Source organism: Streptomyces canus (assembly GCF_001514145.1).
In the GTDB taxonomy this organism is placed as follows: domain Bacteria; phylum Actinomycetota; class Actinomycetes; order Streptomycetales; family Streptomycetaceae; genus Streptomyces; species Streptomyces canus.
In genome coordinates, this window is the sequence record NZ_KQ948656.1 from 594138 (window position 1) to 620033 (window position 25896).

The 25896-nt window shown below is 71.0% G+C and carries 25 protein-coding genes and 1 pseudogene; 14 read left to right on the forward strand and 12 right to left on the reverse strand.

The features are described 5' to 3' along the window. Positions 1 to 3: 3 nt before the first annotated feature. Positions 4 to 522, reverse strand: a complete 519-nt coding sequence (locus tag AQJ46_RS02615; protein ID WP_059203986.1) for an Lrp/AsnC family transcriptional regulator — start codon at positions 520 to 522, stop codon at positions 4 to 6. Positions 523 to 624: 102 nt separating this feature from the next. Here AQJ46_RS02615 and pdhA point away from each other — a divergent pair, with 102 nt between their 5' ends. From pdhA to paaE, 13 genes are all read left to right on the forward strand, one after another. Continuing rightward, positions 625 to 1746 carry a pyruvate dehydrogenase (acetyl-transferring) E1 component subunit alpha gene (gene pdhA / locus AQJ46_RS02620; protein ID WP_059203987.1) on the forward strand — a complete coding sequence of 374 codons (1122 nt, stop codon included), beginning with the start codon at positions 625 to 627 and terminating at the stop codon, positions 1744 to 1746. A 5-nt stretch (positions 1747 to 1751) separates the two neighbouring features. Next, complete coding sequence (locus AQJ46_RS02625) at positions 1752 to 2771, forward strand: alpha-ketoacid dehydrogenase subunit beta (protein ID WP_059203988.1); 1020 nt, start codon at positions 1752 to 1754, stop codon at positions 2769 to 2771. Next, the gene (locus AQJ46_RS02630; RefSeq protein WP_059203989.1) at positions 2768 to 4078 is read left to right on the forward strand and encodes a dihydrolipoamide acetyltransferase family protein; all 1311 of its coding nucleotides are present in this window, start codon (positions 2768 to 2770) and stop codon (positions 4076 to 4078) included. Before AQJ46_RS02625 ends, AQJ46_RS02630 begins: the two co-directional genes overlap by 4 nt. 81 nt (positions 4079 to 4159) lie before the next feature. Next, positions 4160 to 5866 carry a phenylacetic acid degradation protein PaaN gene (paaN, locus tag AQJ46_RS02635; protein ID WP_059203990.1) on the forward strand — a complete coding sequence of 569 codons (1707 nt, stop codon included), beginning with the start codon at positions 4160 to 4162 and terminating at the stop codon, positions 5864 to 5866. Next, the gene (locus AQJ46_RS02640) at positions 5856 to 7037 is read left to right on the forward strand and encodes a thiolase family protein (RefSeq protein WP_059203991.1); all 1182 of its coding nucleotides are present in this window, start codon (positions 5856 to 5858) and stop codon (positions 7035 to 7037) included. Before paaN ends, AQJ46_RS02640 begins: the two co-directional genes overlap by 11 nt. Then, complete coding sequence (locus AQJ46_RS02645) at positions 7034 to 7795, forward strand: enoyl-CoA hydratase/isomerase family protein (RefSeq protein ID WP_059203992.1); 762 nt, start codon at positions 7034 to 7036, stop codon at positions 7793 to 7795. The genes AQJ46_RS02640 and AQJ46_RS02645 overlap by 4 nt, the downstream gene beginning before the upstream one ends. Then, entirely contained in the window at positions 7792 to 8655 is an 864-nt protein-coding gene (locus tag AQJ46_RS02650) for a 3-hydroxyacyl-CoA dehydrogenase family protein (protein WP_059203993.1), read from the forward strand. Before AQJ46_RS02645 ends, AQJ46_RS02650 begins: the two co-directional genes overlap by 4 nt. After that, a complete protein-coding gene (locus AQJ46_RS02655) occupies positions 8646 to 9482 on the forward strand; it encodes an enoyl-CoA hydratase/isomerase family protein (protein ID WP_079072085.1) in 837 nt (278 codons plus the stop codon). The genes AQJ46_RS02650 and AQJ46_RS02655 overlap by 10 nt, the downstream gene beginning before the upstream one ends. A 28-nt stretch (positions 9483 to 9510) precedes the next feature. Then, positions 9511 to 10470, forward strand: a complete 960-nt coding sequence (paaA, locus tag AQJ46_RS02660) for a 1,2-phenylacetyl-CoA epoxidase subunit PaaA (protein WP_059203995.1) — start codon at positions 9511 to 9513, stop codon at positions 10468 to 10470. Further along, positions 10467 to 10763: a 1,2-phenylacetyl-CoA epoxidase subunit PaaB gene (gene paaB / locus AQJ46_RS02665; RefSeq protein ID WP_059203996.1), complete on the forward strand. Its 297-nt coding sequence runs from the start codon at positions 10467 to 10469 to the stop codon at positions 10761 to 10763. The genes paaA and paaB overlap by 4 nt, the downstream gene beginning before the upstream one ends. Positions 10764 to 10793: 30 nt before the next feature. Further along, positions 10794 to 11657, forward strand: coding sequence for a 1,2-phenylacetyl-CoA epoxidase subunit PaaC (gene paaC / locus AQJ46_RS02670; protein WP_059203997.1), 864 nt, complete (start codon positions 10794 to 10796; stop codon positions 11655 to 11657). Next, complete coding sequence (gene paaD / locus AQJ46_RS02675) at positions 11651 to 12169, forward strand: 1,2-phenylacetyl-CoA epoxidase subunit PaaD (RefSeq protein ID WP_059203998.1); 519 nt, start codon at positions 11651 to 11653, stop codon at positions 12167 to 12169. Before paaC ends, paaD begins: the two co-directional genes overlap by 7 nt. Continuing rightward, a complete protein-coding gene (paaE, locus tag AQJ46_RS02680; protein WP_059203999.1) occupies positions 12166 to 13269 on the forward strand; it encodes a 1,2-phenylacetyl-CoA epoxidase subunit PaaE in 1104 nt (367 codons plus the stop codon). The genes paaD and paaE overlap by 4 nt, the downstream gene beginning before the upstream one ends. Before the next feature lie 72 nt (positions 13270 to 13341). Here paaE and AQJ46_RS02685 read toward each other — a convergent pair whose 3' ends face one another. Beyond that, positions 13342 to 13695 carry a VOC family protein gene (locus AQJ46_RS02685; RefSeq protein ID WP_059204000.1) on the reverse strand — a complete coding sequence of 118 codons (354 nt, stop codon included), beginning with the start codon at positions 13693 to 13695 and terminating at the stop codon, positions 13342 to 13344. Beyond that, complete coding sequence (locus AQJ46_RS02690; RefSeq protein ID WP_225887217.1) at positions 13692 to 14273, reverse strand: NAD(P)-dependent oxidoreductase; 582 nt, start codon at positions 14271 to 14273, stop codon at positions 13692 to 13694. Before AQJ46_RS02690 ends, AQJ46_RS02685 begins: the two co-directional genes overlap by 4 nt. A gap of 61 nt (positions 14274 to 14334) precedes the next feature. Here AQJ46_RS02690 and AQJ46_RS51690 point away from each other — a divergent pair. Continuing rightward, positions 14335 to 14517: pseudogene (locus AQJ46_RS51690) on the forward strand (bifunctional 3'-5' exonuclease/DNA polymerase); the annotation flags it as partial. Between the two features lie 85 nt (positions 14518 to 14602). Here the strand turns inward: AQJ46_RS51690 and AQJ46_RS02700 are convergent. The 9 genes from AQJ46_RS02700 to AQJ46_RS58390 form a co-directional block, all read right to left on the reverse strand. After that, positions 14603 to 15445, reverse strand: a complete 843-nt coding sequence (locus AQJ46_RS02700) for an RNA polymerase sigma factor SigF (RefSeq protein WP_079072086.1) — start codon at positions 15443 to 15445, stop codon at positions 14603 to 14605. A gap of 183 nt (positions 15446 to 15628) precedes the next feature. Then, positions 15629 to 17434, reverse strand: coding sequence for an RICIN domain-containing protein (locus AQJ46_RS02705; protein ID WP_059204002.1), 1806 nt, complete (start codon positions 17432 to 17434; stop codon positions 15629 to 15631). Between the two features lie 21 nt (positions 17435 to 17455). After that, positions 17456 to 19621, reverse strand: coding sequence for a beta-galactosidase (locus AQJ46_RS02710; RefSeq protein ID WP_059204003.1), 2166 nt, complete (start codon positions 19619 to 19621; stop codon positions 17456 to 17458). 62 nt (positions 19622 to 19683) lie between these two features. Beyond that, positions 19684 to 20631, reverse strand: a complete 948-nt coding sequence (locus AQJ46_RS02715; RefSeq protein WP_059204004.1) for a carbohydrate ABC transporter permease — start codon at positions 20629 to 20631, stop codon at positions 19684 to 19686. After that, positions 20628 to 21566, reverse strand: a complete 939-nt coding sequence (locus tag AQJ46_RS02720; RefSeq protein ID WP_059204400.1) for a carbohydrate ABC transporter permease — start codon at positions 21564 to 21566, stop codon at positions 20628 to 20630. Before AQJ46_RS02720 ends, AQJ46_RS02715 begins: the two co-directional genes overlap by 4 nt. Before the next feature lie 103 nt (positions 21567 to 21669). Then, a complete protein-coding gene (locus tag AQJ46_RS02725) occupies positions 21670 to 23064 on the reverse strand; it encodes an ABC transporter substrate-binding protein (RefSeq protein WP_059204005.1) in 1395 nt (464 codons plus the stop codon). A gap of 401 nt (positions 23065 to 23465) precedes the next feature. Continuing rightward, the gene (locus AQJ46_RS02730; protein ID WP_079072087.1) at positions 23466 to 24602 is read right to left on the reverse strand and encodes a LacI family DNA-binding transcriptional regulator; all 1137 of its coding nucleotides are present in this window, start codon (positions 24600 to 24602) and stop codon (positions 23466 to 23468) included. 691 nt (positions 24603 to 25293) lie between these two features. Further along, the gene (locus tag AQJ46_RS55320; protein WP_159063984.1) at positions 25294 to 25431 is read right to left on the reverse strand and encodes a hypothetical protein; all 138 of its coding nucleotides are present in this window, start codon (positions 25429 to 25431) and stop codon (positions 25294 to 25296) included. Positions 25432 to 25622: 191 nt separating this feature from the next. Next, the gene (locus tag AQJ46_RS58390; protein ID WP_263972852.1) at positions 25623 to 25748 is read right to left on the reverse strand and encodes a hypothetical protein; all 126 of its coding nucleotides are present in this window, start codon (positions 25746 to 25748) and stop codon (positions 25623 to 25625) included. Positions 25749 to 25896: the final 148 nt, after the last annotated feature.

The following is a 25896-nucleotide window of genomic DNA, read 5'->3' on the forward strand; positions in this document are numbered from 1 at the left end:
TCCTCAGTGCGTCCAGGTGGCGCCGCGCCCCCGCACCTCGTCGAAGACGAGCCAGGTGCGGGTGGAGCGCACTCCGGGGATCCCCTGGATCTTCTCCAGCACCACCTGGCGCAGCACGAGGTTGTCCGGGGCGCGGACGAGCACCAGGACGTCGAAGTCGCCGGTGACGAGGGCGACATGCTCCACGTACGGGATCTCGCGCAGCTCGCGCGAGATGTCGCGCCAGGCGTTCTGCTCGATGCTCATCGTCACGTAGGCGCTCGTGCCCAGGCCCGCCCGCTGGGCATTGAGCTGTGCGGTGAAGCCCGTGATGACGTCCTCGGCCACGAGCCGGCCGATGCGGGTGTAGGCGTTGGCCCGGGAGATGTGCACCTGCTCGGCGAGGGCGCGGACCGAGATCCGACCGTCCTCGAGGAGCCGGCTCAGGATCTGCCGGTCGATGTCGTCGAGCGGGACGGCAGTTCGTCCGGCCACTGCACCCGGCAGCGAGTTTTCCTCGGACACTTTGTCCTCCCAGACCATCGGGTTCGGCAGTTCATCGCCGATCCGGCCGAGCTATTGAACACATATTCATCAGTGGCCACCATTCTCCTGTCAAGTGTCCAGAGAAAGCGAGTGCCCTCCATGTCCGTGAAGAGCCTCCGCCAGACGGTCCAGGGTCTCCTGCCGTCCCTGACGCCGGTGCGGTTCGTGGCCGAGGACGGCACACCGGTCGCCAGGCCGCCGGCCGACTACACCGAGCCTCCCGTCGAGGCCCTGCTCGAGGCCTGGCGGCAGATGGTCCTGGGCCGCCGGTTCGACACCCAGGCGACCGCGCTCACCAAGCAGGGCCGCCTGGCCGTCTACCCGTCCAGCCGTGGTCAGGAGGCGTGCCAGATCGGCGCCGTACTCGCCCTGCGCCCCGACGACTGGCTGTTCCCGACCTACCGCGACTCCGTCGCCCTGGTGACCCGCGGCATCGACCCCGTCGAGGTGCTCACGCTGCTGCGCGGCGACTGGCACTGCGGCTACGACCCCGCCGCGACCCGTACCGCCCCCCAGTGCACCCCGCTGGCCACCCAGGTGCTGCACGCGACCGGCATGGCCGAGTCCCTGCGCCGCAAGGGCGGGGACGGTGTGGCGATGGCGCTCGTCGGGGACGGGGCGACCAGCGAGGGCGACTTCCACGAGGCGCTGAACTTCGCCGCCGTCTTCCGCGCCCCGGTCGTCTTCTTCGTGCAGAACAACAAGTACGCGATCTCGGTGCCGCTGGCCCGGCAGACCGCGGCGCCCGCCCTGGCGTACAAGGGCATCGGCTACGGGGTGCGCTCCGAGCAGGTCGACGGCAACGACCTGGTCGCGGTGCTGGCGGTGCTGACCGCGGCCGTGGAGCATGCCCGGGCGGGCCACGGTCCCGTCCTGGTCGAGGCGCACACGTACCGCATGGACGCGCACACCAATGCCGACGACGCCACCCGCTACCGGGAGGACGACGAGGTCGAGCAGTGGCGGTCCGCCGACCCCGTCGACCGGCTGGAGGCGTACCTGCGCTCGCGCGGCGCGCTCACCGACGAGGACGTGGCGGGGCTGCGGGAGGAGGCCGAGGAGCTGGCGGCGCGGGTGCGCGCCGGCATGAACGCGGACTCCGTGCTCGACCCGCTGGAGCTGTTCGACCACGTCTACGCCGAGCCGACTCCTCAACTGCGCGAGCAGCGAGCCCAGTTGGCGGCCGAACTCGCCGACACCACCCAGGCACAGGAGGACTGACGACCATGGCCAAGGTCACGATGGCGCAGGCGCTCAACACCGCCCTGCGCGACGCGCTGCGCGAGGACGAACGGGTCCTCGTCTTCGGCGAGGACGTCGGTCCGCTCGGCGGGGTCTTCCGCATCACCGACGGGCTGACCCGCGATTTCGGTGAGCAGCGCTGCTTCGACACCCCGCTCGCGGAGGCCGGCATCGTCGGGCTGGCGGTCGGCATGGCGATGGGCGGCTTCCGGCCCGTGGTGGAGATGCAGTTCGACGCGTTCGCCTACCCGGCGTTCGAGCAGATCGCCTCGCACGTCGCCAAGACGCGCAACCGCACCCGCGGACGGATCGGCCTGCCGATGGTGATCCGCATCCCCTACGCCGGCGGGATCGGCGGGGTCGAGCACCACTGCGACTCCAGCGAGGCCTACTACGCGCACACCCCCGGCCTCAAGGTCGTCACCCCGGCCACGGCCGAGGACGCGTACTGGCTGCTGCGGGACGCGGTGGCGGACCCCGACCCGGTGGTGTTCCTCGAGCCGAAGAAGCTGTACTGGTCGCGCGAGGACACCGACCTTCACACCCGCGGGGCGCTGCCGTTCGGGCGGGCGGCGATCCGGCGGGCGGGACGTGACGCCACCGTCGTCGCCTACGGCCCCTCGGTCCCGGTCGCCCTGGCCGCCGCCGAGGCCGCCGCGGCGGACGGGATCGAGCTGGAGGTGGTGGACCTGCGGACGCTGGTGCCCTTCGACGACGAGACGGTCACGGAGTCGGTCCGCAGGACGGGGCGTTGTGTGGTCGTGCAGGAGGCCCAGGGCTTCGCCGGAGTCGGCGCGGAGATCGCGGCGCGCGTGCAGGAGCGCTGCTTCCACTCGCTCGCGGCTCCCGTGCTGCGGGTGGCCGGATTCGACATCCCCTATCCGCCGCCGAAGCTGGAGCACGCGCACCTGCCCGGCGTCGACCGCGTCCTCGACGCCGTCGACCGCCTGCAGTTCGCCGACGAGCCCGACACCCGGCACCTGGTGAAGGGGGCGGTCGCATGACCACCGCGACGCTGGACGAGCAGGTGTTCCGGCTGCCCGACCTCGGCGAAGGACTGACCGACGCCGAGATCGTCGAGTGGAAGGTCGCCGTCGGCGACACCGTGACGATCGACCAGGTCGTGGTCGAGGTGGAGACCGCCAAGGCCGCGGTCGAGGTGCCGGTGCCCTACGCGGGCACGGTGCTGCGCCTGCACGCGGAGGCGGGAACACCGCTGGGCGTGGGCGAACCGCTGATCACGGTGGGAGCGGCGGCGCCCGCTGCCCCGGTACCAGCCGTCCCGGACACCGCCGCCGAGCGGTACCGCGAGGAGGAACAGGCCGGTTCGGGCAACGTCCTGATCGGCTACGGCACCGGGCACGAGCCCGCGCCGCGCCGTCGCCGCCGACGTACGGCGGCCGCGCCTCAGGCGCCCGCACCCGCGCCGGTCACACAGGCGCATGCTCCCCGCGTCGTCTCGCCGCTGGTCCGGCGGCTGGCCCGGGACCACGGGATCGACCTCGCCGAGCTGGCACCTTCGGGTCCGGCCGGGGTCGTCCTGCGGCGGGACGTGGAACAGGCCGTCGCCCGACAGGCACCGGCCTCGACCGAACCCGCCCCGGCCCCAGCCTCCGACGGCCCGGTCCGCATCCCCCTGCGCGGCATCCGCAAAGCGGTCGCGGACAAGCTCACGCGCAGCCGGACCGAGATCCCCGACGCCACCACCTGGGTCGACGTGGACGCCACCGGCCTGCTCCAGGCCAAGAGGGCGCTGGAGGCCGCCGAACCGGGCCGCCGTATCGGGTTGCTGGCGCTGTTCGCCCGTATCTGTGTGGCCGGTCTGCGCCGCTACCCCGAGCTCAACTCGACCGTCGACACCGAGCGCCGGGAGATCGTGCGCTTCGACGAGGTGCACCTGGGCTTCGCCGCCCAGACCGACCGCGGCCTCGTCGTCCCCGTCGTCCGCGACGCCCACCGGCTGACGACTGTCCAACTGGCGGCGGAACTCGCCCGGTTGACGGAGCTGGCCCGGACCGGCAGCCTCCCGCCCGACCGGCTGACGGGGGGCACGTTCACCCTCAACAACTACGGCGTGTTCGGCGTCGACGGCTCCACGCCCATCATCAACCACCCCGAGGCGGCGCTCCTCGGTGTGGGCCGCATAGTCGACAAACCCTGGGTGGTGGACGGTGAGTTGACCGTCCGCAAGGTCACACAGCTGTCGTTCAGCTTCGACCACCGGGTCTGCGACGGCGGCACGGCCGGCGGCTTCCTGCGCTTCGTGGCCGACTGCGTGGAACGCCCGGCGGTCCTGCTCGCCGACATCTGACCCACCACCCTCTTCTTCACCGCCCTCATACCTGGGCGCACTCCACCCATCCACCGACCGAACGTTCGGCCTGGAGTCTTGATGTCATCGACCTTCTACGCCCGCCACGCGGACCTGCTCGAACAGGCCGTGGCCCGCACCACCGACCGCGGTTACTGGACGCCGTATCCGGAAGTCCCCAGCGCCTCGGTGTACGGGGCCGGAGCGCCGGAGTCGGGCGAGGCGGCCTTCCGCGCCCTCCTCGACCGTCCGTTCCCGCTCGACGGGCACCCCACCACCGGCACCGTGCCCGCCACCGAAGTGTCGCCGTACGGCTTCCCCCTCGGCATCAGCTATCCGCATCTGGCGCCCGAGGCCGCCGTGGCGACAGCCAAGTCCGCTGCCCCGGCGTGGCGTTCGGCGAGTCCCGACGTCCGGGCCGGCGTGGCGGCCGAGATCCTGGCCCGCCTCAACGCGGCGAGCTTCGAGATCGCGCACGCCGTCCAGCACACCACCGGCCAGCCCTTCGTGATGGCCTTCCAGGCGGGCGGCCCGCACGCCCAGGACCGCGGCCTCGAAGCGGTGGCGTACGCCTGGGAGGCGCAGCGGCGCCATCCGGCCACCGCGCGCTGGAGCAAGCCCCGGCGGCGCGGCGGACCGCTGGTGATGGAGAAGACGTTCACCCCGGTCGGCCGTGGTGTGGCCGTGCTCATCGCCTGCAACACCTTCCCCACCTGGAACGGCTACCCGGGACTCTTCGCGAGCCTGGTCACCGGCAACCCGGTGATCGTCAAGCCGCACCGGCGGGCCGTGCTGCCGCTGGCGATCACCGTGCGGATCGCCCGTGAGGTGCTGGCGGAGGCCGGTTTCGACCCGGACGTGGTGCTGCTGGCCGCCTCGGGGCCCGAGGAGCGCACCGCTCCCGCCCTGGCCACCCACCCCGATGTGCGGATCGTGGACTTCACCGGCTCCAGCGAGTTCGGCGACTGGCTGGAGACCAACGCCCGCCAGGCCGCCGTGCACACGGAGAAGGCGGGACTCAACACCGTCGTCGTGGACTCCACGGACGACTACGCCGGGCTGCTGCGCAACCTCGCGTTCTCGCTGTCGCTCTACAGCGGGCAGATGTGCACCACCCCGCAGAACATCCTGGTGCCGCGCGAAGGGTTTCCCACCGACCAAGGGCCGCGTACGGCCGACGAGTTCGCCACCGATCTGGGCTCCGCGCTGGACGACCTGCTCGGCGACCCGGCCCGCGCCGTCGCCACCCTCGGCGCGATCGTGAACCCCGGAGTCCTCGCACGTCTGGAGGAGGCGGCGTCCCTGGGTCGTACCGGCCACCCCACGCGGGCCGTGACGCACCCCGACCACCCGGACGCCGTGGTCCGCACCCCGCTGGTGGCCCGGCTCGACGCCGAGGCGGACGAGAAGACCTACACGAGCGAGTGGTTCGGTCCGGTCTCCTTCGTCATCTCCACCGACGACACCGCGCACTCCCTGCGCGTCCTGCACGACACCGTACGGAGCCACGGCGCGCTCACCGCCTGCGTGTACGCGACCGGCGAGGACGTATTGGCGGCGGCGCGCGCGACGGCTCTGGAGGCGGGGGTGCACCTGTCGGAGAACCTGACCGCCGACGTGTTCCCCAACCAGTCCGCCGCCTTCAGCGACTTCCACGGCACGTCGGCCAACCCGGCGGCCAACGCGACCCTGACCGACCCGGCGTTCGTCACCGGCCGGTTCTCCGTCCTCCAGTCCCGCCGTCACGCACCCGACCAGGAGCACGAGGAGACCACCGATGGCCGATGAGGTCTATCTGATCGACGGGGCCCGTGCCCCGCAGGGCCGTTACGGCGGGGCGCTGGCCTCCGTGCGCCCCGACGACCTGGCCGCGCTCGTCGTCGGCGAGGCGGTGCGACGCGCCGGGGCCCCGGCCGAGTCCGTGGACGAGGTGATCCTCGGCGCCGCGAACCAGGCCGGTGAGGACAACCGGGACGTCGCACGGATGGCCGTACTGCTGGCGGGACTTCCGCACACCGTGCCCGGGTACACCGTCAACCGGCTGTGCGCCTCGGGGCTCACGGCCGTGGCGTCCGCCGCGCAGTCGATACGGGCGGGCGAGGCCGATCTGGTCGTGGCCGGCGGGGTCGAGTCGATGACCCGTGCGCCGTGGGTGATGGCCAAGCCGGGCACACCCTGGGCCCGGCCCGGCGACGTGCACGACACCTCGCTGGGCTGGCGCTTCACCAACCCGCGCTTCCCCGCGACGACGACCTTGTCGATGGGCGAGACCGCGGAGGAGGTCGCCGCCCTGGACGGCGTCAGCCGCCTGGAGGCGGACGCCTTCGCGCTGCGCAGCCACCGTAGGGCGGTGGCCGCACGCGCGGCGGGCCGCTTCGCGGCGGAGATCGTCCCGGTGCCGGTGGCGGACGGTGAGATGACCGAGGACGAAGGGCCGCGCCCGACCACCACGTTGGAGAAGCTGAGCAGCCTGCGCACCGTCTTCCGCCCGGACGGCATCGTCACGGCGGGCAACTCGTCGCCGCTGTCCGACGGGGCTGCCGCCCTGGTGGTGGCGAGCGGGGCGGCGGTGGAGCGCCACGGGCTGACTCCCCGGGCCCGGATCGTCACGGCCACCTCGGCCGGGGTCGAGCCGCACCTGATGGGGCTCGGCCCGGTGCCGGCCACCAACCGGGCCCTGCAGCGGGCGGGCTGGGCGGCAGAGGACCTCGACGCGATCGAACTCAACGAGGCCTTCGCCGCTCAGGCCCTCGCGGTCACGCACCGGCTGAAGCTCGACCCTGACCGCGTCAACGCCGACGGCGGGGCCATCGCCCTCGGCCACCCCCTGGGCTGTTCCGGCGCCCGAATCCTGCTCACCCTGCTGGGCCGACTGGAACGGGAGGGCGGCCGACGGGGCCTGGCGACCCTCTGCGTCGGGGTCGGACAGGGCGTGGCCATGCTCGTGGAGCGCGTATGAACACGCGCGAGGGACCGTCGTACGAGACGCTGTCCGTCGAGGAGCACACGGACCGGGTGGTCGTCACCCTGCGGCGGCCCGGCGCCCGCAACGCCATCAACGGCCGCATGATCGCCGAACTGCACCGCGTGTGCGAGGAGTTGGAGCGCACCCCGAAACTCCTCCTGCTCACCGGCCACGACGGAGTCTTCGCCGGCGGGGCCGACATCGGCGAACTGCGGCGGCGCGGCCGGAACGAGGCGCTGGAGGGCATCAACAGCCGCCTGTTCGAACGGGTACGCAGGCTGCCCCTGCCCACCGTTGCGGCCGTGCCCGGCTGGGCGCTCGGCGGCGGTGCCGAGTTGGCGTACGCCTGCGATCTCAGGATCGCCGGGACGGACGCCGTCTTCGGCAACCCCGAACCGGGCCTCGGCATCCTCGCCGGCGCCGGTGCGTGCTGGCGGCTGCGCGAGCTGGTGGGCGAGTCGGTGGCCAAGCAGGTCCTGCTCGCCGGCCGCACTCTCGACGCCCCCGCGGCCCTCGCCTGCGGGCTGGTCATGGACGTCGTACCGACCGGCCGGCTGGTCGCCGAGGCGCACGCGCTGCTCGACCGGATGGCCCGCTCCTCGGCACTCGCGCTGCGGCTCACGAAGCTCGTCACGGACGCCTCGGGGGCTCATCCCGTGGCCGACGACCTCGCCCAGGCCGTGCTCTTCGAGAGCCCCGACAAACAGGAGCGCATGACGCGCTTCCTGGAGAAGAAGGGAGGCCGGGCATGACCCCGGCAGCAGCACCCCCCGTGGTGGGGGTCATCGGCGGCGGTCGCATGGGCGCCGGAATCGCCCAGTCCTTCGCGGCCGCCGGATCACGTGTGGTCGTGGTGGAGCGTGACGAATCCGCGGCGGCCGCGGCAATTCAGAGGGTGACCAGGGGACTTCGGCAGGCGGCCGAGCGCGGGACGCTCGCCGGGCCGCCGGACCTCGAAGTGCCGCACCGCGTCGTGGTCGCCTCCTCGATCGCCGAACTGCCCCACGACACCGACCTGGTCGTCGAGGCCGTCTTCGAAGACGCCGCTCTCAAGGCCGAGTTGCTCGCCGCCGCCGAGGACGTGGTGCACGACGGATGCGTGCTGGCCAGCAACACCAGCGCCCTGTCCGTCACCGAACTCGCGGCGGTGCTGCGGAGCCCCGGGCGGTTCCTGGGGATGCACTTCTTCAACCCCGTGCCCGTCTCCGCCCTCGTCGAACTGGTCCTGGCCCCCGACACGACCGAGGCGACCCGGGCCGCGGCGATCCGCTGGACGCACGCCCTCGGCAAACAGGACGTCGTCGTCAGGGACTCGCCCGGGTTCGCCAGCAGTCGCCTGGGCCTCGCCCTCGGTCTCGAGGCGATCCGCATGGTCGAGGAAGGCGTCGCCGACCCGGAGGCCGTCGACACGGCCATGCGCCTCGGCTACCGGCACCCGATGGGCCCGCTACGGCTGACGGACGTGGTGGGACTCGACGTACGCCTCGCCATCGCGGAGCACCTGCACACGATGCTCGGCGAACGGTTCGCGCCGCCGCGACTGCTGCGGGAGAAAGTCGCCCGCGGTGAGCTGGGCCGCAAGACCGGTCAGGGGTTCTACCGATGGCAGTGAGCGAACGACCGCGGGCATCGGGCGAAAGCCCCGCCTCGCACGGCGTGTCGTACGAGGTCACCGACACCGTCGCCGTGATCGAACTGCGCGGACGCACCAGTGGCAACGCGCTCGACGCACACCTGCGTGGCGCCCTCCTCATGGCCGCCCGGCGGCTGACCACGGACGCCCGGCGCGACGTGCGGGCGGCACTGATCACCGCTCGCGGCCGGCACTTCTGCGTCGGCCAGGACCTCAAGGAACACGCCCACCTGCTGAAGGCCTCGCCCGCCACCGCGTTCGCCAACATCCCCGACCACTACAACCCGCTGGTCAAGGAGCTGCACGCGCTACCGATCCCGCTCGTCGTCGCGGTCGAGGGCTCCTGTGTCGGCGCCGGACTGGGCCTCGCGCTCTGCGCCGACATACGTGTGGCGGCCGAGGGCGCCCGCTTCGCCACCGCGTTCGGCGGTGTCGCTCTCGCCTCGGACTCGGGCGTGGCCCGCGCCCTGTCCCGGCAGCTGGGCCCCTCCCGCACCGCCGGGCTCATGCTGCTCGGCGACACCTTCTCCGCGCGGGACGCCGAGCAGTGGGGGCTGGTGCACCGCGTCGTGGCGGACGGCTCGGCCGCCGCCGAGGGCGTGGCCCTGGCCCGCGCACTGGCCGCCGGGCCCACCGCCGCGCACCGGGAGACCAAGGCGCTGCTGCGGTCGGCGGCCACCACCGCCCTGCCGGCGGCGCTGGAACGCGAGTCCGTCGTCCAGCGGCGGCTCGGCGGCACCGACGACCACCACGAGGCCGTCACCGCCTTCCTCGAACGGCGAGGCCCGGTCTTCCGTGGCCGCTGACTGCCCGTCCCCCCTGAAAGGAGCACCAATGCAAGAAACACCCGCCTCCATGAACACGTCCGTGTTCGAGGACACCATTGCCCGTGACCAGCGCATCGAACCCCGCGACTGGATGCCCGACGCCTACCGGGCCACGCTCGTCCGGCAGATCGCCCAGCACGCCCACTCCGAGATCATCGGCATGCAGCCGGAGGGCGAGTGGATCACCCGGGCGCCCTCGCTGCGCCGCAAGGCGATCCTCTTCGCCAAGGTGCAGGACGAGGCGGGGCACGGGCTCTATCTCTACTCGGCGGCCGAGACCCTCGGCGCCGACCGCACCGACATGACGGAGCGGTTGATCGACGGCCGCCAGAAGTACTCCTCGATCTTCAACTACCCCACCCGCACCTTCGCCGACGTCGGAGTGATCGGCTGGTTCGTGGACGGGGCGGCCATCTGCAACCAGGTCCCGCTGTGCCGCACCTCGTACGGCCCCTACGGGCGCGCCATGGTCCGCGTCTGCAAGGAGGAGTCCTTCCACCAACGGCAGGGCTACGAACTGCTGCTGACCATGATGCGCGGCACCGACGAACAGCGCGCCATGGTGCAGGACGCCGTGGACCGCTGGTGGTGGCCGTCCCTGATGATGTTCGGCCCGCCCGACGACGACTCCCCCAACTCGGCGCGGTCCATGGCCTGGGGGATCAAGCGGCACTCCAACGACGTCCTGCGGCAGCGCTTCGTCGACATGACCGTCCCGCAGGCCGAGAAGCTGGGCGTCACCCTGCCCGACCCGGGCCTGCGGTGGAACGAGGAGCGCGGCCACCACGACTTCTCCGCCCCCGACTGGGACGAGCTGAAGCGGGTCGTCTCCGGTGACGGACCGTGCAACGCCGAGCGGATCGCCCGTCGCCGGGCCGCGCACGAGGAGGGCGCCTGGGTACGGCGGGCCGCCGCCGCGCACGCCGCAAAGCGCACCGCCCGGTCACGGCGAGGAGCGGCGGCATGAGCCCGACGAGCAAGGCCGAATGGCCGCTGTACGAGGTGTTCGTGCGCGGCAAGCGCGGGCTCAACCACGTCCACGTCGGCTCCCTGCGCGCCGCCGACGACGACATGGCGCTGCTGCACGCCCGCGATCTCTACACCCGGCGCAACGAGGGTGTGAGCATCTGGGCCGTGCGCTCGGACACCATCGCCGCCTCCGCGCCCGACGAGAAGGATCCCTTCTTCGCGCCGAGCGGCGACAAGGTCTACCGGCACCCCACCTTCTACGACATCCCCGACGACGTCCCCCACATCTAGGGACCATCCCGGAACCTTTAGGAGCAGCGCATGACCGACGAGGACCTGTACGTCGACGGCGACGGCGCGCGGTGGGCATTCGGCACCGGGTTCACCGACCCGCTGCACGGGATCGACCAGACGGTGCCCGACGGAGTCGACGCGGAAGACCTGGCCGCCTGCTGTCTGGCGCTCGGCGACGATGCCCTGGTGTCCGCGCAACGGCTGGCCGAATGGTGCACCCGCGCCCCGGAGTTGGAGGAGGAGCTGGCGCTGGCCAACATCGGACTCGACCTCCTCGGCCAGGCACGTCTGCTGTACGCCAGGGCGGGCCGGGCCGACGGCACGGGCCATGGCGAGGACGCGTACGCCTACTTCCGCGACCCGGAGGACTTCCGCAACATACGCCTCGCCGAACTCCCGGGCGGTGACTTCGCGTTCACCGTCGCTCGCCTGCTGGTGCTGTCCGTCTGGCGGCTGGCCGTGTGCGAGGCGCTCGCCACCGCACCCGACCCGGTGCTGGCCGCGATCGCCGCGAAGAGTGTGAAGGAGCTGGCCTATCACCGCCGTTGGGCCGCGGAGTGGACGGTACGGCTCGGTGACGGCACCGAGGAGTCCGCCGCCCGGATGCGGGCCGCGCTGGACGAACTCGCCCCCTGGCTGGACGAGTTGCTGTCGGACAGTACGGCCGCGCGCCTCGGCGCCGAACCGGCCGCCGTAGCCGCGCGGACCCGCCTCGAGCTGTTCCACGTGCTGGCCGATGCCGGGCTGAATCGCTCCACCGACGTGTCCCCGCTCGACACGTCGGCGTTCCTCCCGGGCTCCGGGAGGAACGGACAGCACACCCCGCACCTGGCGCCCCTCCTCGCCGAACTGCAGAGCGTGGCCCGCGCCCACCCGGACGCGTCGTGGTGACGGCGTCCGCGGAGCGGGCGTCGCGGATCGCCGCGGAGGTTCCCGATCCCGAGCTGCCGATGGTGACGCTCGCCGACCTCGGGGTGCTGCACGGCGTCGAGGTGACGCCGGAGGGCACCGTCGTCGTACGGCTCGCCCCGACGTACGCGGGGTGTCCCGCCATGGCCGAGATGCGTGCCGAGGTGGCGGCCCGGCTGCGGGCGGCCGGCTTCGCCGACGTGCGGGTGGTCACGGTGCTCGACCCGCCGTGGACCACCGACCGGATCACCGACGAGGGCCGCCGCAAGCTGGCGGAGCACGGCATCGCGCCGCCCGGCCCACGCAACGCCCCCGGTCGGGGGCGGGCCCGGACCTGGCTGAGCCTCTCCACGGAGCCGCCCGACGTCCCCTGCCCGCGCTGCGCCTCGGCCGACACCGAGGAGATCTCGCACTTCGCCGCCACCGCCTGCACGGCACTCCGTCGCTGCCGCACGTGTCTGGAACCATTCCCCCACGTCAAGGACCTGCCATGACCTCGTCCCCCGTTCGGCTCCGCCGTCGCCCCGCCTTCCATGCCCTGCGGGTGTCCGCCGTGGAATCGCTGTGCGCCGACGCGGCCGCCCTCACCTTCGACGTCCCCGACCGCCTGGCCTCGGAGTTCGCGTTCCGGCCCGGTCAGTGCCTCACCGTGCGCCGCGAGATCGACGGTCGCGACGAACGGCGCTCGTACTCGATCTGCTCACCGGCCGGTACGGCGCCGCGCATCGGCGTTCGCGTGGTACCGGGCGGCCTGTTCTCCTCCTGGCTCGTGCACGACGTACGCCCCGGGGACACGGTGGAGGTCATGGCCCCGGCCGGTGCGTTCACGCCGGATCCGACGCATACCGGCGGCTTCGGCCACCAGGTCCTCGTCGCCGCCGGATCCGGCGTCACGCCGATGCTGTCCATCGCCACGTCCGTCCTCGCCGCGGACGAGGACGCGCGCGTCACACTCCTGTACGGCAACCGGCGCACCGGCACCGTGATGTTCGCGGACGAACTCGCCGACCTGAAGGACCGGTACCCGGCCCGTTTCCAGCTCGCCCACGTCCTGTCCCGCGAGCCGCGCGAGGCCGAGTTGCTCTCCGGCCGCCTCGACACCGCGCGGCTCACCGCACTGCTGGACGCTCTCCTCGACATCCGGGTGGTCACCCACTGGTGGCTGTGCGGCCCGCACGGCCTGGTGCGCGACACCCGCGCGCTGCTGACCGGACTCGGCGTCCCGGCGGACCGTGTCCACCAGGAACTGTTCCACACCGACGAGGAACCACCCGAGGCGACCACCGCCGACCTCGAGGACACCACCGACCGACGGCCCGGGAGCGAGGTCACCGTGGTCCTTGACGGGCGGGCGACCACGTTCACCGCGCCCCGCCACCGCAGCATCCTCGACGGTGCCCAACAGGCCCGGTCCGACCTGCCGTTCGCGTGCAAGGGCGGCGTCTGCGGAACCTGCCGGGCCCTCGTCACCGACGGCGACGCCGACATGCGCCGCAACTACGCCCTGGAACCAGCCGAGGTCTCCGCGGGCTATGTCCTCACCTGCCAGACCTATGCCGCCTCCGAGACCCTCACCGTCGACTTCGACAGCTGAGCGCCGAGGCCGGACCCGTCGCGGAGGAAGCCCGTACGCTGCACGCCGGCGCGTGACGGAGCGTGGGGCGGGTCAGTAGTACTGGACCAGACAGAATTCGTGCTCTTCGGGATCGGCCATCACGACGACCACACCTTCGTCGTAGTCGTGCCGTTCGCCGGTGAACCGGCCGCCGAGGGCGACGACCTGGGCGATGCCCTGGGCGATGTCGTCGACTGCGACGTCGAGGTGCAGACGTACCTTGACGTGCTTCGGCTGGGTCACGGGCTGGAAGTTGAGGCGAGGCTGTGGGTCGCCGGAACGACCGAGGTAGACCCAGCCGGGCCGGGACGGCGTTCTCGGGCGGTCCAGCAGTGCGCTCCAGAAGCCCGCGATCCGTTCCACGTCCAGGCAGTCGATGGTCACTCCGATCCAGCGGTTCGTCATGTCGTCAGCTCTCCCCGGCGGCCCATGAGAACGCGTTGCCCGGCGAGTTCCCTGGCCGCGGTGGCGGGTGTGGTCCCGTGGGTCCGGGCCGTGTGGAAGACCTGCCGGAGCGTCGTGGCTATGCCGGAGAGACGCAAGGTCAGCTGTTCCTCGGATTCCCTGCGCAGTTCGACACCGGTGGCGTGGATGACTCCTCCCGCACTGACGACCACGTCCGGTGCCCAGAGGATGCCGCGTGCGGCGAGGAGACGGGCGGTGTCCGGTTCGTCGAGCTGGTTGTTGGCCGGGCCGGCGACGGCGGCACACCGCAGCAGCGGCACCGTGCGCGCGGTCAGCAGGCCACCGAGAGCGGCCGGCACGAGGATGTCGACCTCCGTGGTGAGTGCGTCGTCCGGATCCACCCAGCGCGCGCCCACCTCCTCGGCCAGGCCCCGGGCGGCCGGGTCGATGTCCGTCACGACGAGCCGCGCGCCGGCCCGGGCCAGGAGCCGGGCCACATGGGTGCCGACCGCACCGAGGCCGATCACCCCGATGGACCGGCCGGCGAGCTCCGGTGAGCCGAAGGCCTCCTCAGCCACCGCGCCCAGCGCCGCGAGGGTCCCGCGCGCGGTGTGGAAGGAGGAATCGCCGCTGCCACCGTCCTCGCTCTACCAGGCCGTCTCCGACCGGGCCTTCTCCGGCGACCGCGGCCAGGCCAAGCTCGCCGTACTCGGCGCGGTCTACGGCCAGACCTCCGGCGACGGCCTCAAGAGCCTCGCCGCGCTCAGACGCCGCTTCCCGAAGGCGGTGGCGTACGTCGACGACGCGGCCCGCGCGGGCGAGGCCTCTACCCCCAACCCAGCAGACCGCGAACCGGGCGGTGACCTGGACCCGCGCCCGGTCAAGGCATCCGCACCGCCGGAGAACCTCAGTGGCTGCTGAGCATGCCCTCGCGCAGGCGGGTCAGGAGACGGGTGATCAGGCGGGAGACGTGCATCTGGGAGACGCCGAGGTGTTCCGCGATCTGGGCCTGGGTGAGTTCCTCGACGAAGCGCCAGTGGATGATCTTGCGGTCGCGTTCGTCGAGTTCGGCGATCATCGGGGCGAGGGCGTGGAAATCCTCGACCAGACCGAGCGCCGGGTCCTGGTTGCCGATGAAGTCCGCGAGGACACTCTCGCCTTCCTCGCTGCCGCCGATCGCCGCGTCCAGAGAAGCCGACTTGTAGCCGTTCGAGGCCAGTCGGGCCTCGACGATCTCCTCCTCCGGCAGACTCATCAGCTCGGACAGTTCCCGGGTGGTCGGCGTCCGGCCCAGTCGGCTGCTCAACTCCTCGCTCGCACGGGCCAGTTGCACGCGGGCCTCCTGCAACCGGCGAGGCACGTGCACGGCCCAGGAGGTGTCGCGGAAGAACCGCTTGATCTCACCGACTATGTAGGGGACGGCGAAGGAGGTGAACTCCACCTCGCGGGACAGCTCGAACCGGTCGATCGCCTTGATCAGGCCGATCATGCCGACCTGGACGATGTCCTCCATCTCCTCCTGGCCACGACTGCGGAACCGGCCGGCCGCGTAACGGACCAGGGAGATGTTCATCTCGATCAGCGTGTTGCGCGCGTACTGGTAGTCGGGCGTGCCCTCCTCCAGCACCGCGAGCTGCTCGAAGAACAGCTTCGACAACTCCCGCGCGTCCTTGGGCGCCACCTGGGACGGATCGGTGATCTCCGGCATCGTCACCGTCTGTCCGGCAGTCCGCACGGTCGTCGTCGCCATGATGTGCCCCTCCCACTGTGTCGGTCTCGTGTCAGCCTGCCCGCTGACCGATGATCTTCCGTCTACCCCCGCCTTGAACACGCATGCACGCGAATTTTACGACTGACGTGGTCGGGTTCCGGCGGTCGAGCCGGAACCCGACCAGGTTCCTCCGGTCCTGCCTGGATCTGGGCGGCAGAGGACCTAGCGGACCAGCTTCCAGTCCTGTGAGCCGTCGTCGGCGGCGCTCTGGAGGGTCAGCGGTGCTCCCGCGGACGCTCCGGTCAGGAAGAGGGCGGTGTTCTTGACCGCCTGGAGCCGGTAGTAGCCGTCGGGGGTCTTGACGAGGTTCCAGCTGCCCGACGAGCTGTTGTCGACCCACTGGCCGATGCGCTGGCCGGCCGTGGCGTTGCCGGTCCAGATGGCGGCCGCGCGGCCTCCCGACTTGTTCAGCAGGGTCGTGCCGCCGTTCGGTTCGGTCACGACGTGCCAGTACTGGGTGTCCGGGTCCGCCGCGGCACCGGCGTCCTCCAGGGCCACGTCGGGCACGTCCCCGTTCCCGAGGTTCGCGTCGTTGGTCTTGTTGCCGGTGCCGATCACCTGGCCGGTCCTGCGGTTGACGAGCCGGTAGTAGGTGCCGGCCGAGTCCCCGAGGTCGACCTCGGCGTAGGCGATCGTGGAGGTGCCCTGGTTGTTGAGGATCGCGATGCGGCCGGTGCCGTCTACGTACTGGAGGTTGCGGCTGTAGCCGGCCGGCGAGGTGGTCTGGTACTCCGTCCACACGCCGTCGCTGCGGCCGCTCTCGTTGACCCACACGTCGCCGCTGTTCGACGCGTTGTAGACCAGGCGTCCGTCGGGCAGCCGGATCAGGACCGGGCTGCCGCCGCCCGCGAGCGGGTGGGACCCGGCGACGACCGGGAGCGAGCCGACGGACATGCCGGTCTGGGTGCCGCGGAAGAACGTGAGCGGATCGTCGGCGATGGCGTAGCGGGTGTTGGCCCCGCCGCCCCAGTACTCGAAGGTGAGCATCCACTTGCCGTCCGTCGTGCGGACGATGTTGGTCATGCCCGGCCTGCCGCCGCCGATCTCGGTCTTGCCGCCGCCCATGTCCTGGACGGATCCGGAGATGTCGACGACGGGATCGCTCCATGCGGCGTTCTTGCCGTCCCAGGTGCGGTGCACGAGGATCTGGCCGTGCGAGTCGGTCGCCGTGTCGTTGGCGGGATCCTTCTTCGGAACGCCGGTGACCGGGTCGAAGCCGGTGTAGTCGTTCTCGTCGGAGTAGTAGCAGACCAGCTTGCCCTGGTAGACCATCAGGTACGGCTCCCAGAGGGGGTCCACCTGCTGGTACTTGTTGGCGGCCGCGATGTTCTGCCCGACCGCGCCCGCACTGCCGCCCTGCCAGCCGGCGGTCGAGACGACGTTGACGACCTTCCAGCTGCTGCCCTGGTCGGTGCTGGAGTACAGGGCGATGGCCATGTCGCTGCGGTCGCCGTCGTTGTTCGGCGTCCAGGCGGGGTCGGCCGCCTTGTGCTCCTTGTAGTAGTAGTCGTCACCGGAGACGACACTCGCCAGGAGCAGCGTGCCGGCCTTCAGTCCGCCGACGCTCCGCGGAAGGACGTAGAGGTACGGGTTGGTCCAGTTGCTCGTGTACTTGGCGTACTTGGGGTCGTTGGAGAGGTACGCCGGTGCCTTGACCTCGGACAGCGGCTGCCAGCTGGTGCCGTGGTCGTCGCTCTTGTAGACGGGCAGGGTCTGCCCGTCGGCGCTGCCCGACGCCGGCACGACGGTGGACTTCTCGAACGACGCGACCAGCCGCCCGCCGGGCAGTTGGGCCGACTTCGGGTAGACGGCGCAGTTGCCCCGGCCCTTCAGGCACGGGTCGCTGCCGAGCTGGTACAGGATTCCGCCCGTCGGGTTGTACGCCTGCGCACTGACCATGGGTATCGCGAGTATCGCGGATGTCGCCGCGAAGGTTCCGAGGGCTCGTCCAAGCCTTCTTCTCTGCATGGCCCCTCCTCAGGGGATGGATCAGGATCGGTCGGTTGCTTCAGAGGCCGGTGCGCTGTCGGCGTCGGTGGAGGCGAGAACGCGTACGTCCCACGGACCGAGGTTCAGAGCCGAGCCTGCGAAGATGGAGGTGCCCGTCAGGGCGTCGGAGAGGTCCACCGGTGCGGGGACGCTCGCGGGCTCCCAGCTCCAGTTGTGGACGATGTGCACGCGGCTTCCGTCGGGTGAGGTGCCGGTGGTCGCGGTGACGGACGGGGGAAGGTCGCGCCACCCGCTCCTCGCGGCCGGGACCAGCCACTCGGCGAGCGCTTCGGCGAGGTCGCGGCCCGGCACCGTGCCGACGGTGGTGACCCGGCCCGCGCCGTGGGTGCGGGTGGTGACCGCGGGCCAGCGGCCGAAGTGCGGGTGCTCGTAGGAGGCCAGCGCGTCGGCGTCGGTGACCGTGAGGCCCTCGGCCCAGTGCGTCGCCGTCGCCTCCGCGGGCACCTGGAGCGGGCCACCGGGTACGGCGCGGACCGGAACCGTCCCCACCAGGTTGCTGAATTCGTCGTACCGGACGCCCGCGGCCTCGGCGAGGCGGCCCGGCGCGGGTTCGTGACGGGCCCGGGCCTCGTGGTCGGCGTAGCCGGTGCGCGGGCCGAGGACCAGGTGGCCGCCCGCGTGTGCGTAGGCGGCGAGCCAGTCGAGGGCGGCGTCGGCGGCGATGTACAGCGCCGGTACCACCAGTACGGGGTGGCGGCGCGCGGCCTCCTGCGGTGCCATCCGCTCGTACAGCTGCCGGGCGTGCACGATGCGCACCTGGCGGCCGGCATCGAAGGCGCCCCGGTAGAAGGGGTCGAAGATGCGGTGGTAGGCGGCGGGATCCGGCGAGCCGTCCGGCTTGGACAACGGCGGGTACTTCTGCATCAGCCACTTGCTCGGCATCGAGTAGACCATCGTGATGTCGGCGTCCGGTTCGAGTCCGGCGACGAGCGGTCCGGCCTTCGCGAACTCCGCGCCCAACTGCGCGACTTCGGCATAGGTGCGGCCGGGCCGGCCGCTGTGCGGGAGGACTCCGCCCCAGTAGGTCTCGGCGCCGAAGCGCAGGGTCTGCCACTGCCAGTACTCGATCATCCGGGCGCCGCGCGCCACGTGCGCCCATGCGGTCTGGCGCCACTGGCCGTCGTAGCCGGGCCGGTTGTCCCAGGCGAAGCCGATGGAGTTGGCGTTGGTCTCGGTGACGAGGAAGGGCTCCTGGCGGGAGGAGAACATCCAGTCGGCGGTCTGGTACATCGACCACACGCCGGTGGTCTTCCAGACCTGCTCGTGCTCGTCCGGTGTGGGGTCGGGCAGCAGCAGGCCGTCCTGCATGTCGTAGTACGGGTTGCCGGAGGCGATGTCGAGGCGGTCGCTCATCTCGTCGTCCGCCACCCCCTGGCGGGTGTAGGAGATGCACGTGGTGACGAAGTGCTCGGGCCTGGCGTACTCACGGACGATGTCCGCCTGCCATCCGATGAACTCGGTGACCTGGCGGGCCTGGAACTCCCGCCAGGCGACGTCGTATTGAGGCTGTTCGTTGCCGTCCGGGGTCCACAGGTCGGCCCACGTCGACAGGCGGTGCGACCAGTACACCAGCCCCCACTCGCGGTTGAGGGTCTCGACGTCGCCGTACTTCTCGCGCAGGTGGTCGACGAACCGCTGGAAGACGCCATGGTTGTGGAAGAGGTGCAGACCGGGTTCGTTGTCGACCTGCCAGCCGATGACCGCCGGATGGTCGGCGTACCGGGCGACGATCTTGCGGATGATCCGCTCGGCGTGGAAGCGGAAGGCGGGGTGGGTGAAGTCCGCCTCCTGCCGGGCGCCCCAGCCGATGCGCTCGCCGGTACGGCGTTCGCCGGTGATCTCCGGGTACTGGCGGGCCAGCCACGGCGGAACGGCGTAGGTCGGGGTGCCGAGGATGACGGAGATGCCCCGCTCGTGGGCGCCGTCGAGAACCGACTGGAGCCAGTCGAGATCGAAGCGGCCGTTCTCGGGCTCCCAGGTCGACCAGACCGACTCGCCCACGCGGATCACGGTGAAGTTCGCCTCCACCATGAGGTCGAGGTCGGTCTTCAGCCGTTCGTCGGGCCGCAGTTCAGGATCGTAGGCGGGCGTGTACTCGTGGTAGTACGCGGCACCGAACAGGACGCGGGCGGGCAGAACCGCCATGGGGGAACCTCCGAAGAGTCGATGGGGGTGGCCGGTGCGTCGGCGCTGACGTCGACCGGGCGTCACTGCTTGACGCCGCCGGTGGCCAGACCGCTCTGCCAGTACCGCTGCAGGAGCAGAAAAGCGACGACGAGCGGGATGACGGAGATGAGGGAGCCGGTCACGACGAGCGCGAGCATGTTGCTGTTCGCGCCGCTTCCGCCGCCGAAGGCCTGGGACGCCCAGGAGGACAGGCCGACCGTGACGGGGTACAGCTTCGGGTCGTTGAGCATGATCAACGGCAAGAAGTAGTTGTTCCAGGTCGCCACGAGAGTGAAGAGCACGACGGTCACCAGACCGGGAGCCAGCAGCCGCAGCGCGATCGTGACGAAGATGCGCAGTTCACCGGCCCCGTCGATGCGCGCGGCCTCCAGGAGACTGTCCGGGACGGCGTCCGCGGCGTAGATGCGCATGAGGTAGAGGCCGAACGGGCTGACCAGGGAGGGCAGCACGATCGCCCAGGGCGTGTTGACCAGGTCCACCTTCGCGAAGAGCAAGTAGGTGGGGATGGCCAGGGCGGTGGTCGGAATCATGATGGCGCCGAGCACCAGGGCGAAGGCCGCGTTGTTGCCCCGGAACCGGTACTTGGCGAATCCGTAGCCGGCTGCGGCGGCCAGGAGGGCGGCACCGAGTGCGCTGCCGACGGAGTACAGGACCGTGTTGAGCAGCCAGTGCAGGAAGACGCCGTCGTCGTGGGTGACCGTCTCCCGGACGTTCTCGAGCAGTTGAGGGGCGTGCGAGAACCACAGACCGAAGGTGGTGAAGAGGTCCTGGGTGCTCTTGGTCGAGGAGACGGCGAGCCAGAACAGCGGCAGCAGGAAGTAGGCGAGGACGGCCAGCATGACGATGGTCAGCGGTGTGCTGCGGCGACCGGTCGACCGCCTGCGCTGTCCACGGGCGGTCCGTCGTGCGCCGGTCGTGGTGGCGGGCGGGGCCGGCCGGGACGTGGAAGGGGAAGTCGTGGTCGTCACGAGGTCCTCCTGCGGTTCGCGATGAACAGGACGGCGTAGGAGAAGATCACGATGACCAGGCCCAGGAAGAAGGACACCGCGGCCGAGTAGTTGACCTGCTGACCGGTGAACGCGAGGGAGTAGGCGTAGAGGTTCGCGGTGTACGCGTTGTCGATGACGTCCGGCGCGACGGGCTGCAGCAGCTTCGGCTCGTTGAACAGCTGGAAGCTGCCGATCACGGAGAACAGCAGGGTGAGCAGCAGCGCGGGGCGCAGGGCGGGGAGCTTGATGGACCAGGCGGTCCGCCAGGCGCCGGCGCCGTCCATCGCCGCCGCCTCGTACAGCTCCTGGGGGACGGTCCGCAGAGCCGCGTACAGGATGATCATGTTGTAGCCGACGAACTCCCAGGTCACGATGTTCGCCAGGCTCCCCAGCATCCATCCGTCGCTGAGGAAGTGCGGGACCGGCAGACCGAGCTTCTCGCTCAGCTGGGCGAACGGCCCGAAGTCCGGGCCGTAGAGGTAGCCCCACATCAGGGTGGCGACGACGCTCGGGACGGCGTACGGCACGAAGATGCCCAGGCGGATCACCCGCGCGAGGCGCAGCAGGCCGCTGTCGAGCGCGAGCGCGAAGGCCAGAGCCAGCAGGAGCATCAGCGGGACCTGGATCACGAAGAACGTCGCGACCCGCAGGACTCCTTGGCGCAGCAGCGGGTCCTTCAGGGCTGTCACGTAGTTGTCCAGCCCGACGAACGCGTTGCCGCCGATGAGCTTTTCCCGGAACAGGCTGAGGTAGGCGGCGTAGCCGAGCGGGGCGAGGAACATCAGAAGGAACAGCACCATGAACGGTGCGACGAACAGAGGACCTGCCGCACCCTGGCGCAGGCCACCGAGTGGGCGTCGCCTCGGCCCCGCTCGGCGCGGCTCCTCGGTGGAGGCCACGGTTGTGGCAGTCATCATCGGGCCTTTCTGGTGGGAGGGGCCGGCCTTGTGGGAAGGGCCGGCCGGGCGCGGGTCCCGCGTCGCCGCCGGAGGGCATCGGCACGGAACCCGCCGGACGTCACGGGGTCTTGACGGTGAAGCCCTGGGCCTTGGCGTAGGTGGTGAGCCGCGACTGCCACGCGTCGAGGGCGGCGACGGCGTCCTTCTTCCTGGTGAGTGCCGTGCCGACGGTCTCGGTCCAGTCGGTGACGGCCTGGTCGAGGAACGGCGGCCACTGGAAGTCGGGGCTCACGGTTTTACCGATGTCGGCGAACGCCTGGTTGACCTTCTGTCCGCCGTAGAAAGAGGCCGCGGCACCGGTGAAGGACGGGTCCTCGAGCAGTGGCTTCGTCGCCGGGAAGAACGACTGCTTGGTGTTGAACAGCTTCGCGCTGGCCGGGTCGCTGTTGAGGAACTGCGCGAACACCGCGGCCGCGATCGGGTTCTTGGTCTGCTTGATGACCGCGCTGGTCGAACCGCCCCAGTTGCCCGAACTCGGCTTCGACGCGTCCCACTGCGGCAGCGGGGCGGCCCGCCACTTGCCCGCGGTGGACTTGGCCGAGCCGGCGAGGAAGACCGGCCCCCAGGCTGCGGTGATCCAGGTGGCGTACTTGCCCTTGTTGAGCGCGGAGAACCAGGCGTCGGTGAAGTCCGGCTCGACGCCGATGACACCCTCCTGGGCCAGGCCGCCCCAGTAGGCGGCGAGCTTCTTGGAGATCGTGTCGTCGACGTCGATGGAGACGTTGCCCTTGCCGGAGGTCGCGTAGGGCTTGGCGCCCGCCTGCCAGAGCAGGCCGTGCCAGGCGGCCGCCTCGTTCCCGGCCAGGTTGGTCAGGTAGATCTCCGGGTCGGCCTTGTGCAGCTTGCGTGCCGCGGCGGCGAAGTCGTCCCAGGTCTTCGGCGGCTCGATGCCGTGCTTCTCGAAGATGTCCGCCCGGTAGAGCATGCCCATCGGGCCGGTGTCCTGCGGGATCGCCCAGATCTCGCCCTTGGGGCCGCTGACCTGTCCCCAGGTCCAGTCGACGAAGGTGTCCTTCAGCTTGCCCGCGCCGAAGGGGTTCAGGTCCAGGAGGCTGTCCGTGATCGTGAACGTGGGAATGGCCTGGTACTCCATCTGCGCCACGTCCGGAGCGCCGCTGCCGGCCTTGATCGCCGTGCGCAGCTTCGTGTAGTGCTGCACGCCCTGGCCGGCGTTGACGACTTTGACCTTGATCGCCGGGTACTTCTTCTCGAAGAGCGCGACCTCCTGATCGATGTCCGGAACCCACGTCCAGAACGTCAGCTCGGTCGGCTTCTTCATCGCCGCGTCGATGTCCGCCTGGCTGACCGGCTTCGCGGACGAGGCGGACGTACCGCCGCCGTCACCGCCGCCGCAGGCGGACAGGGCGGCACCCAACGAGACCGCTCCCGCGGTGGTGAGCAGGAGCCGACGGCTCATCTGGGACTGGCTGGGGGTGGAGTTGGATCTGCGCATGACGAACTCCCGCCGATGGCTGAGGAATGGCACACCGAGCAAGGGCGTGCCAAAAGGAGGGTGATGAGGAGTGGAGGGTGATGAGGAAGACAGGAAGCTCGGACGCGACGGCCAGGACACGGAGTCGGCATGGCACGGGTGCACGTCTTCGCGGACGCCGCCCGGGGGGTCCACCTGCTGCAGAGGGGGAGCCCCGTGGACGGGAGGGTTACGGGTGGAGCGGCGAGGTTGCTCAGCGGCTGCCGCCCGGGGAGGAGGACGGGTCGCGTCGCCGGTGTGACGAACTGTCCAGAGGTGGGAGGCGGGTGAAGGAGTCCGGCGGGAACAGGACCGGTACGGCGGCTCGCCTCACAAGTGCCTGTTCGGCTGGGAACGCCGTTCCTCGGGCCGGTCGGTGTTGATCAGTTGGACGTGGAGGCACCTCCGTCCCGGGGTGGGCCGATCCGGCTCCCACTCGGAGAAAAGGCCAGGGCCCGGTTTCGGCCCGGGGTCGTCCGGGTCGGCGGCGGGGGCCCGGTCGAGGCGCGGACCACGAGGTCGACCGGTGGTTCACCGGCAGACAGGGGTGGCGCGTCCGGGTTCTCGATGGAGTGCACGAGGCGTTTGAGCCCCTCCTGTGCCACGGTGTCGAAGGGCTGGCGCATCGTGGTGAGAGGGGGAGTCACATAGGCGGCGACGGGAATGTCGTCGAAACCCACGACGCTGACGTCCTCCGGCACCCGTCGGCCGGCTTCCGCCAGCGCGCGGATGAGACCGATCGCCATGTCGTCGTTGGCGGCGAACACCGCGGTCATGTCGTGGTCGCGGGCCAGCTCGCGGCCCGCGGTGTAACCGCTGGCGGCCGACCAGTCGCCCGCGACGACGCGAGGTACCGTCCTGCCGTGCGCGGCGAGCGTGGACCGCCAGCCCTCCAGCCGGTCCCGGGCGGCGTACCACCGCCACGGACCGGCCAGATGGTGGACGGTGTCGTGCCCGAGTTCCAGCAGGTGCTCGGTCGCCGTACGCGCCATCAGATCGGCACCGACGCCCGCGGCCAGGGTCCTGGGCACGGACAGGGGTGGCGCCCCGAGGACCAGGACGGGTACGTCGACGCGGGCGGAGAGGTCGTCGCCGTGTCCGTCGTCGATCGGCTCGGAGATGACGATGCCGTCGACGCCCTGCTCCAGGAGTGAGTCGACGGCACCGGCGACGCCCGTCGGGTCGCCTTCCAGGGTGTTGACCACGCGAAGGGCGTATCCCGTGTCCCGTACGGCACGTTCGACCCCCATGATCAGTGAGGCGGGTCCGTACAGGGCGGTACCGAGCGTCACCACGCCGATGGACCGGGTACGCCCGGACGCGAGGGCCCGGGCGGCGTTGTTCAGCCGGTAACCGAGTTCCTCACCGGCTTCCAGGACGCGTCGGCGCACCTCGGCGGAGACGTACGGCTCGTCGTTGTAGACCCGGGACACGGTCTTCTGGGAGACACCCGCCAGCTGGGCCACATCCACACTGCGCGGTGCGCCGGAACTGCCGCCCCGCCCTGCGCCTCGCCTCATGGTGGCTCCAGATGGTGGTGACCGGTGTTGGCCGGTGCTCGTCTGACTGCGCTGCCATGTCTACGCAGTCATACGGTGGTCGTCAAGCGCCCGAAACGGATTCGTAACCTTGCGCGGGCGTCGACCGAGCCCTTGGCCGCACGAGAGGCCCGAGTCCGTCGAAAGCCTTGACGCGGCGGGGCTGACTGCGTAGACAGAGCGCGTCCAACGGGAAGCCGGGCCGGTATCGGTCACCGAGCGAGGAGCAGGCACTCCACTGTCTGGTTGCCCAGCCGGCGATCAGTTGGCACGGGCATGAAGCATCTGCCCTCCGGGCGGAACTGCCGCGGGTCGGCGACCTGCGGGGAGGCCAACGCTTCGCAGTACACCGGCACCGCCTGCGCAACCTGCTGGAGGCGGCGAAGAAGTCCGGCTCGGCGAGCAGTTCACCGTCGACGGCATCACCTGGCAGCGCGCCGCCAGTCCACCGAACAGGGACAGCGGCGAACTGGTGGACCTGACGTGGGAGGGAAACCACGCCTTCTGGCAATGGGCCGTGGTGGAGACCGCTGTCCCGCCGTCAACGCGCGATCGATGAAGGCCGACGCGGTGAGTCGAAGGACTCGCCCCCTGGGCATGTCCGCATTGCCCGGCACCGCCCCGGCCATGTCCGTGCCCGCCGGCGTCGATGGCCGGGCCATGAACCGCCCGCTCAGGGCTGACGAAGACTGAACTGGCGACGCAGGTATCCGAACCAGGCGTGGAAGTACGCGGCGCTCAATGCGGCTTCGGGAGCGAAGAGGTCCCAGGCGTGATAGGCGCCGGGGTACCGGTGCAGTTCGACGGGCACGCCGCTCGCCTGCAGCCGCGTCGCATAACTAGGCCAGGAGCGAACGGCATGAATGCCGGGCAACCCTGAGCAAGGGGCCCGCGAGCTTTCCGTTCCGATCCTCCCGAGGGCCTCGCACACACCCACCACGTCCGCCGTGGCGGGATACTCGTCCCAGGTCGTCAACGGGCAGGCGCCGCCGGTCTCCGGGGTCAGCCCGCCGGCAGGACGAACCGCCCGCAGATGAACACCTGCCCCTGCCGCCGGGCGCGGTTCTCCGAGGGGGGCGTCTCGGTGACGTCGACCCTGGCCGCGGCCGCCGGCGTCACCGTCGACAACGCCCACTGCGTGAGCGTCGGCTCCAGGCGAACGCGGAGACCTGATCTCAGGCGGACGCACCGAAGTGGGTTCTGCCCACGGTGCGTACTGGTGCGGTAGCGGGATCCGCTCACCCAGAGGAAACCCCCTGAGCAGCCTGACGGCGAG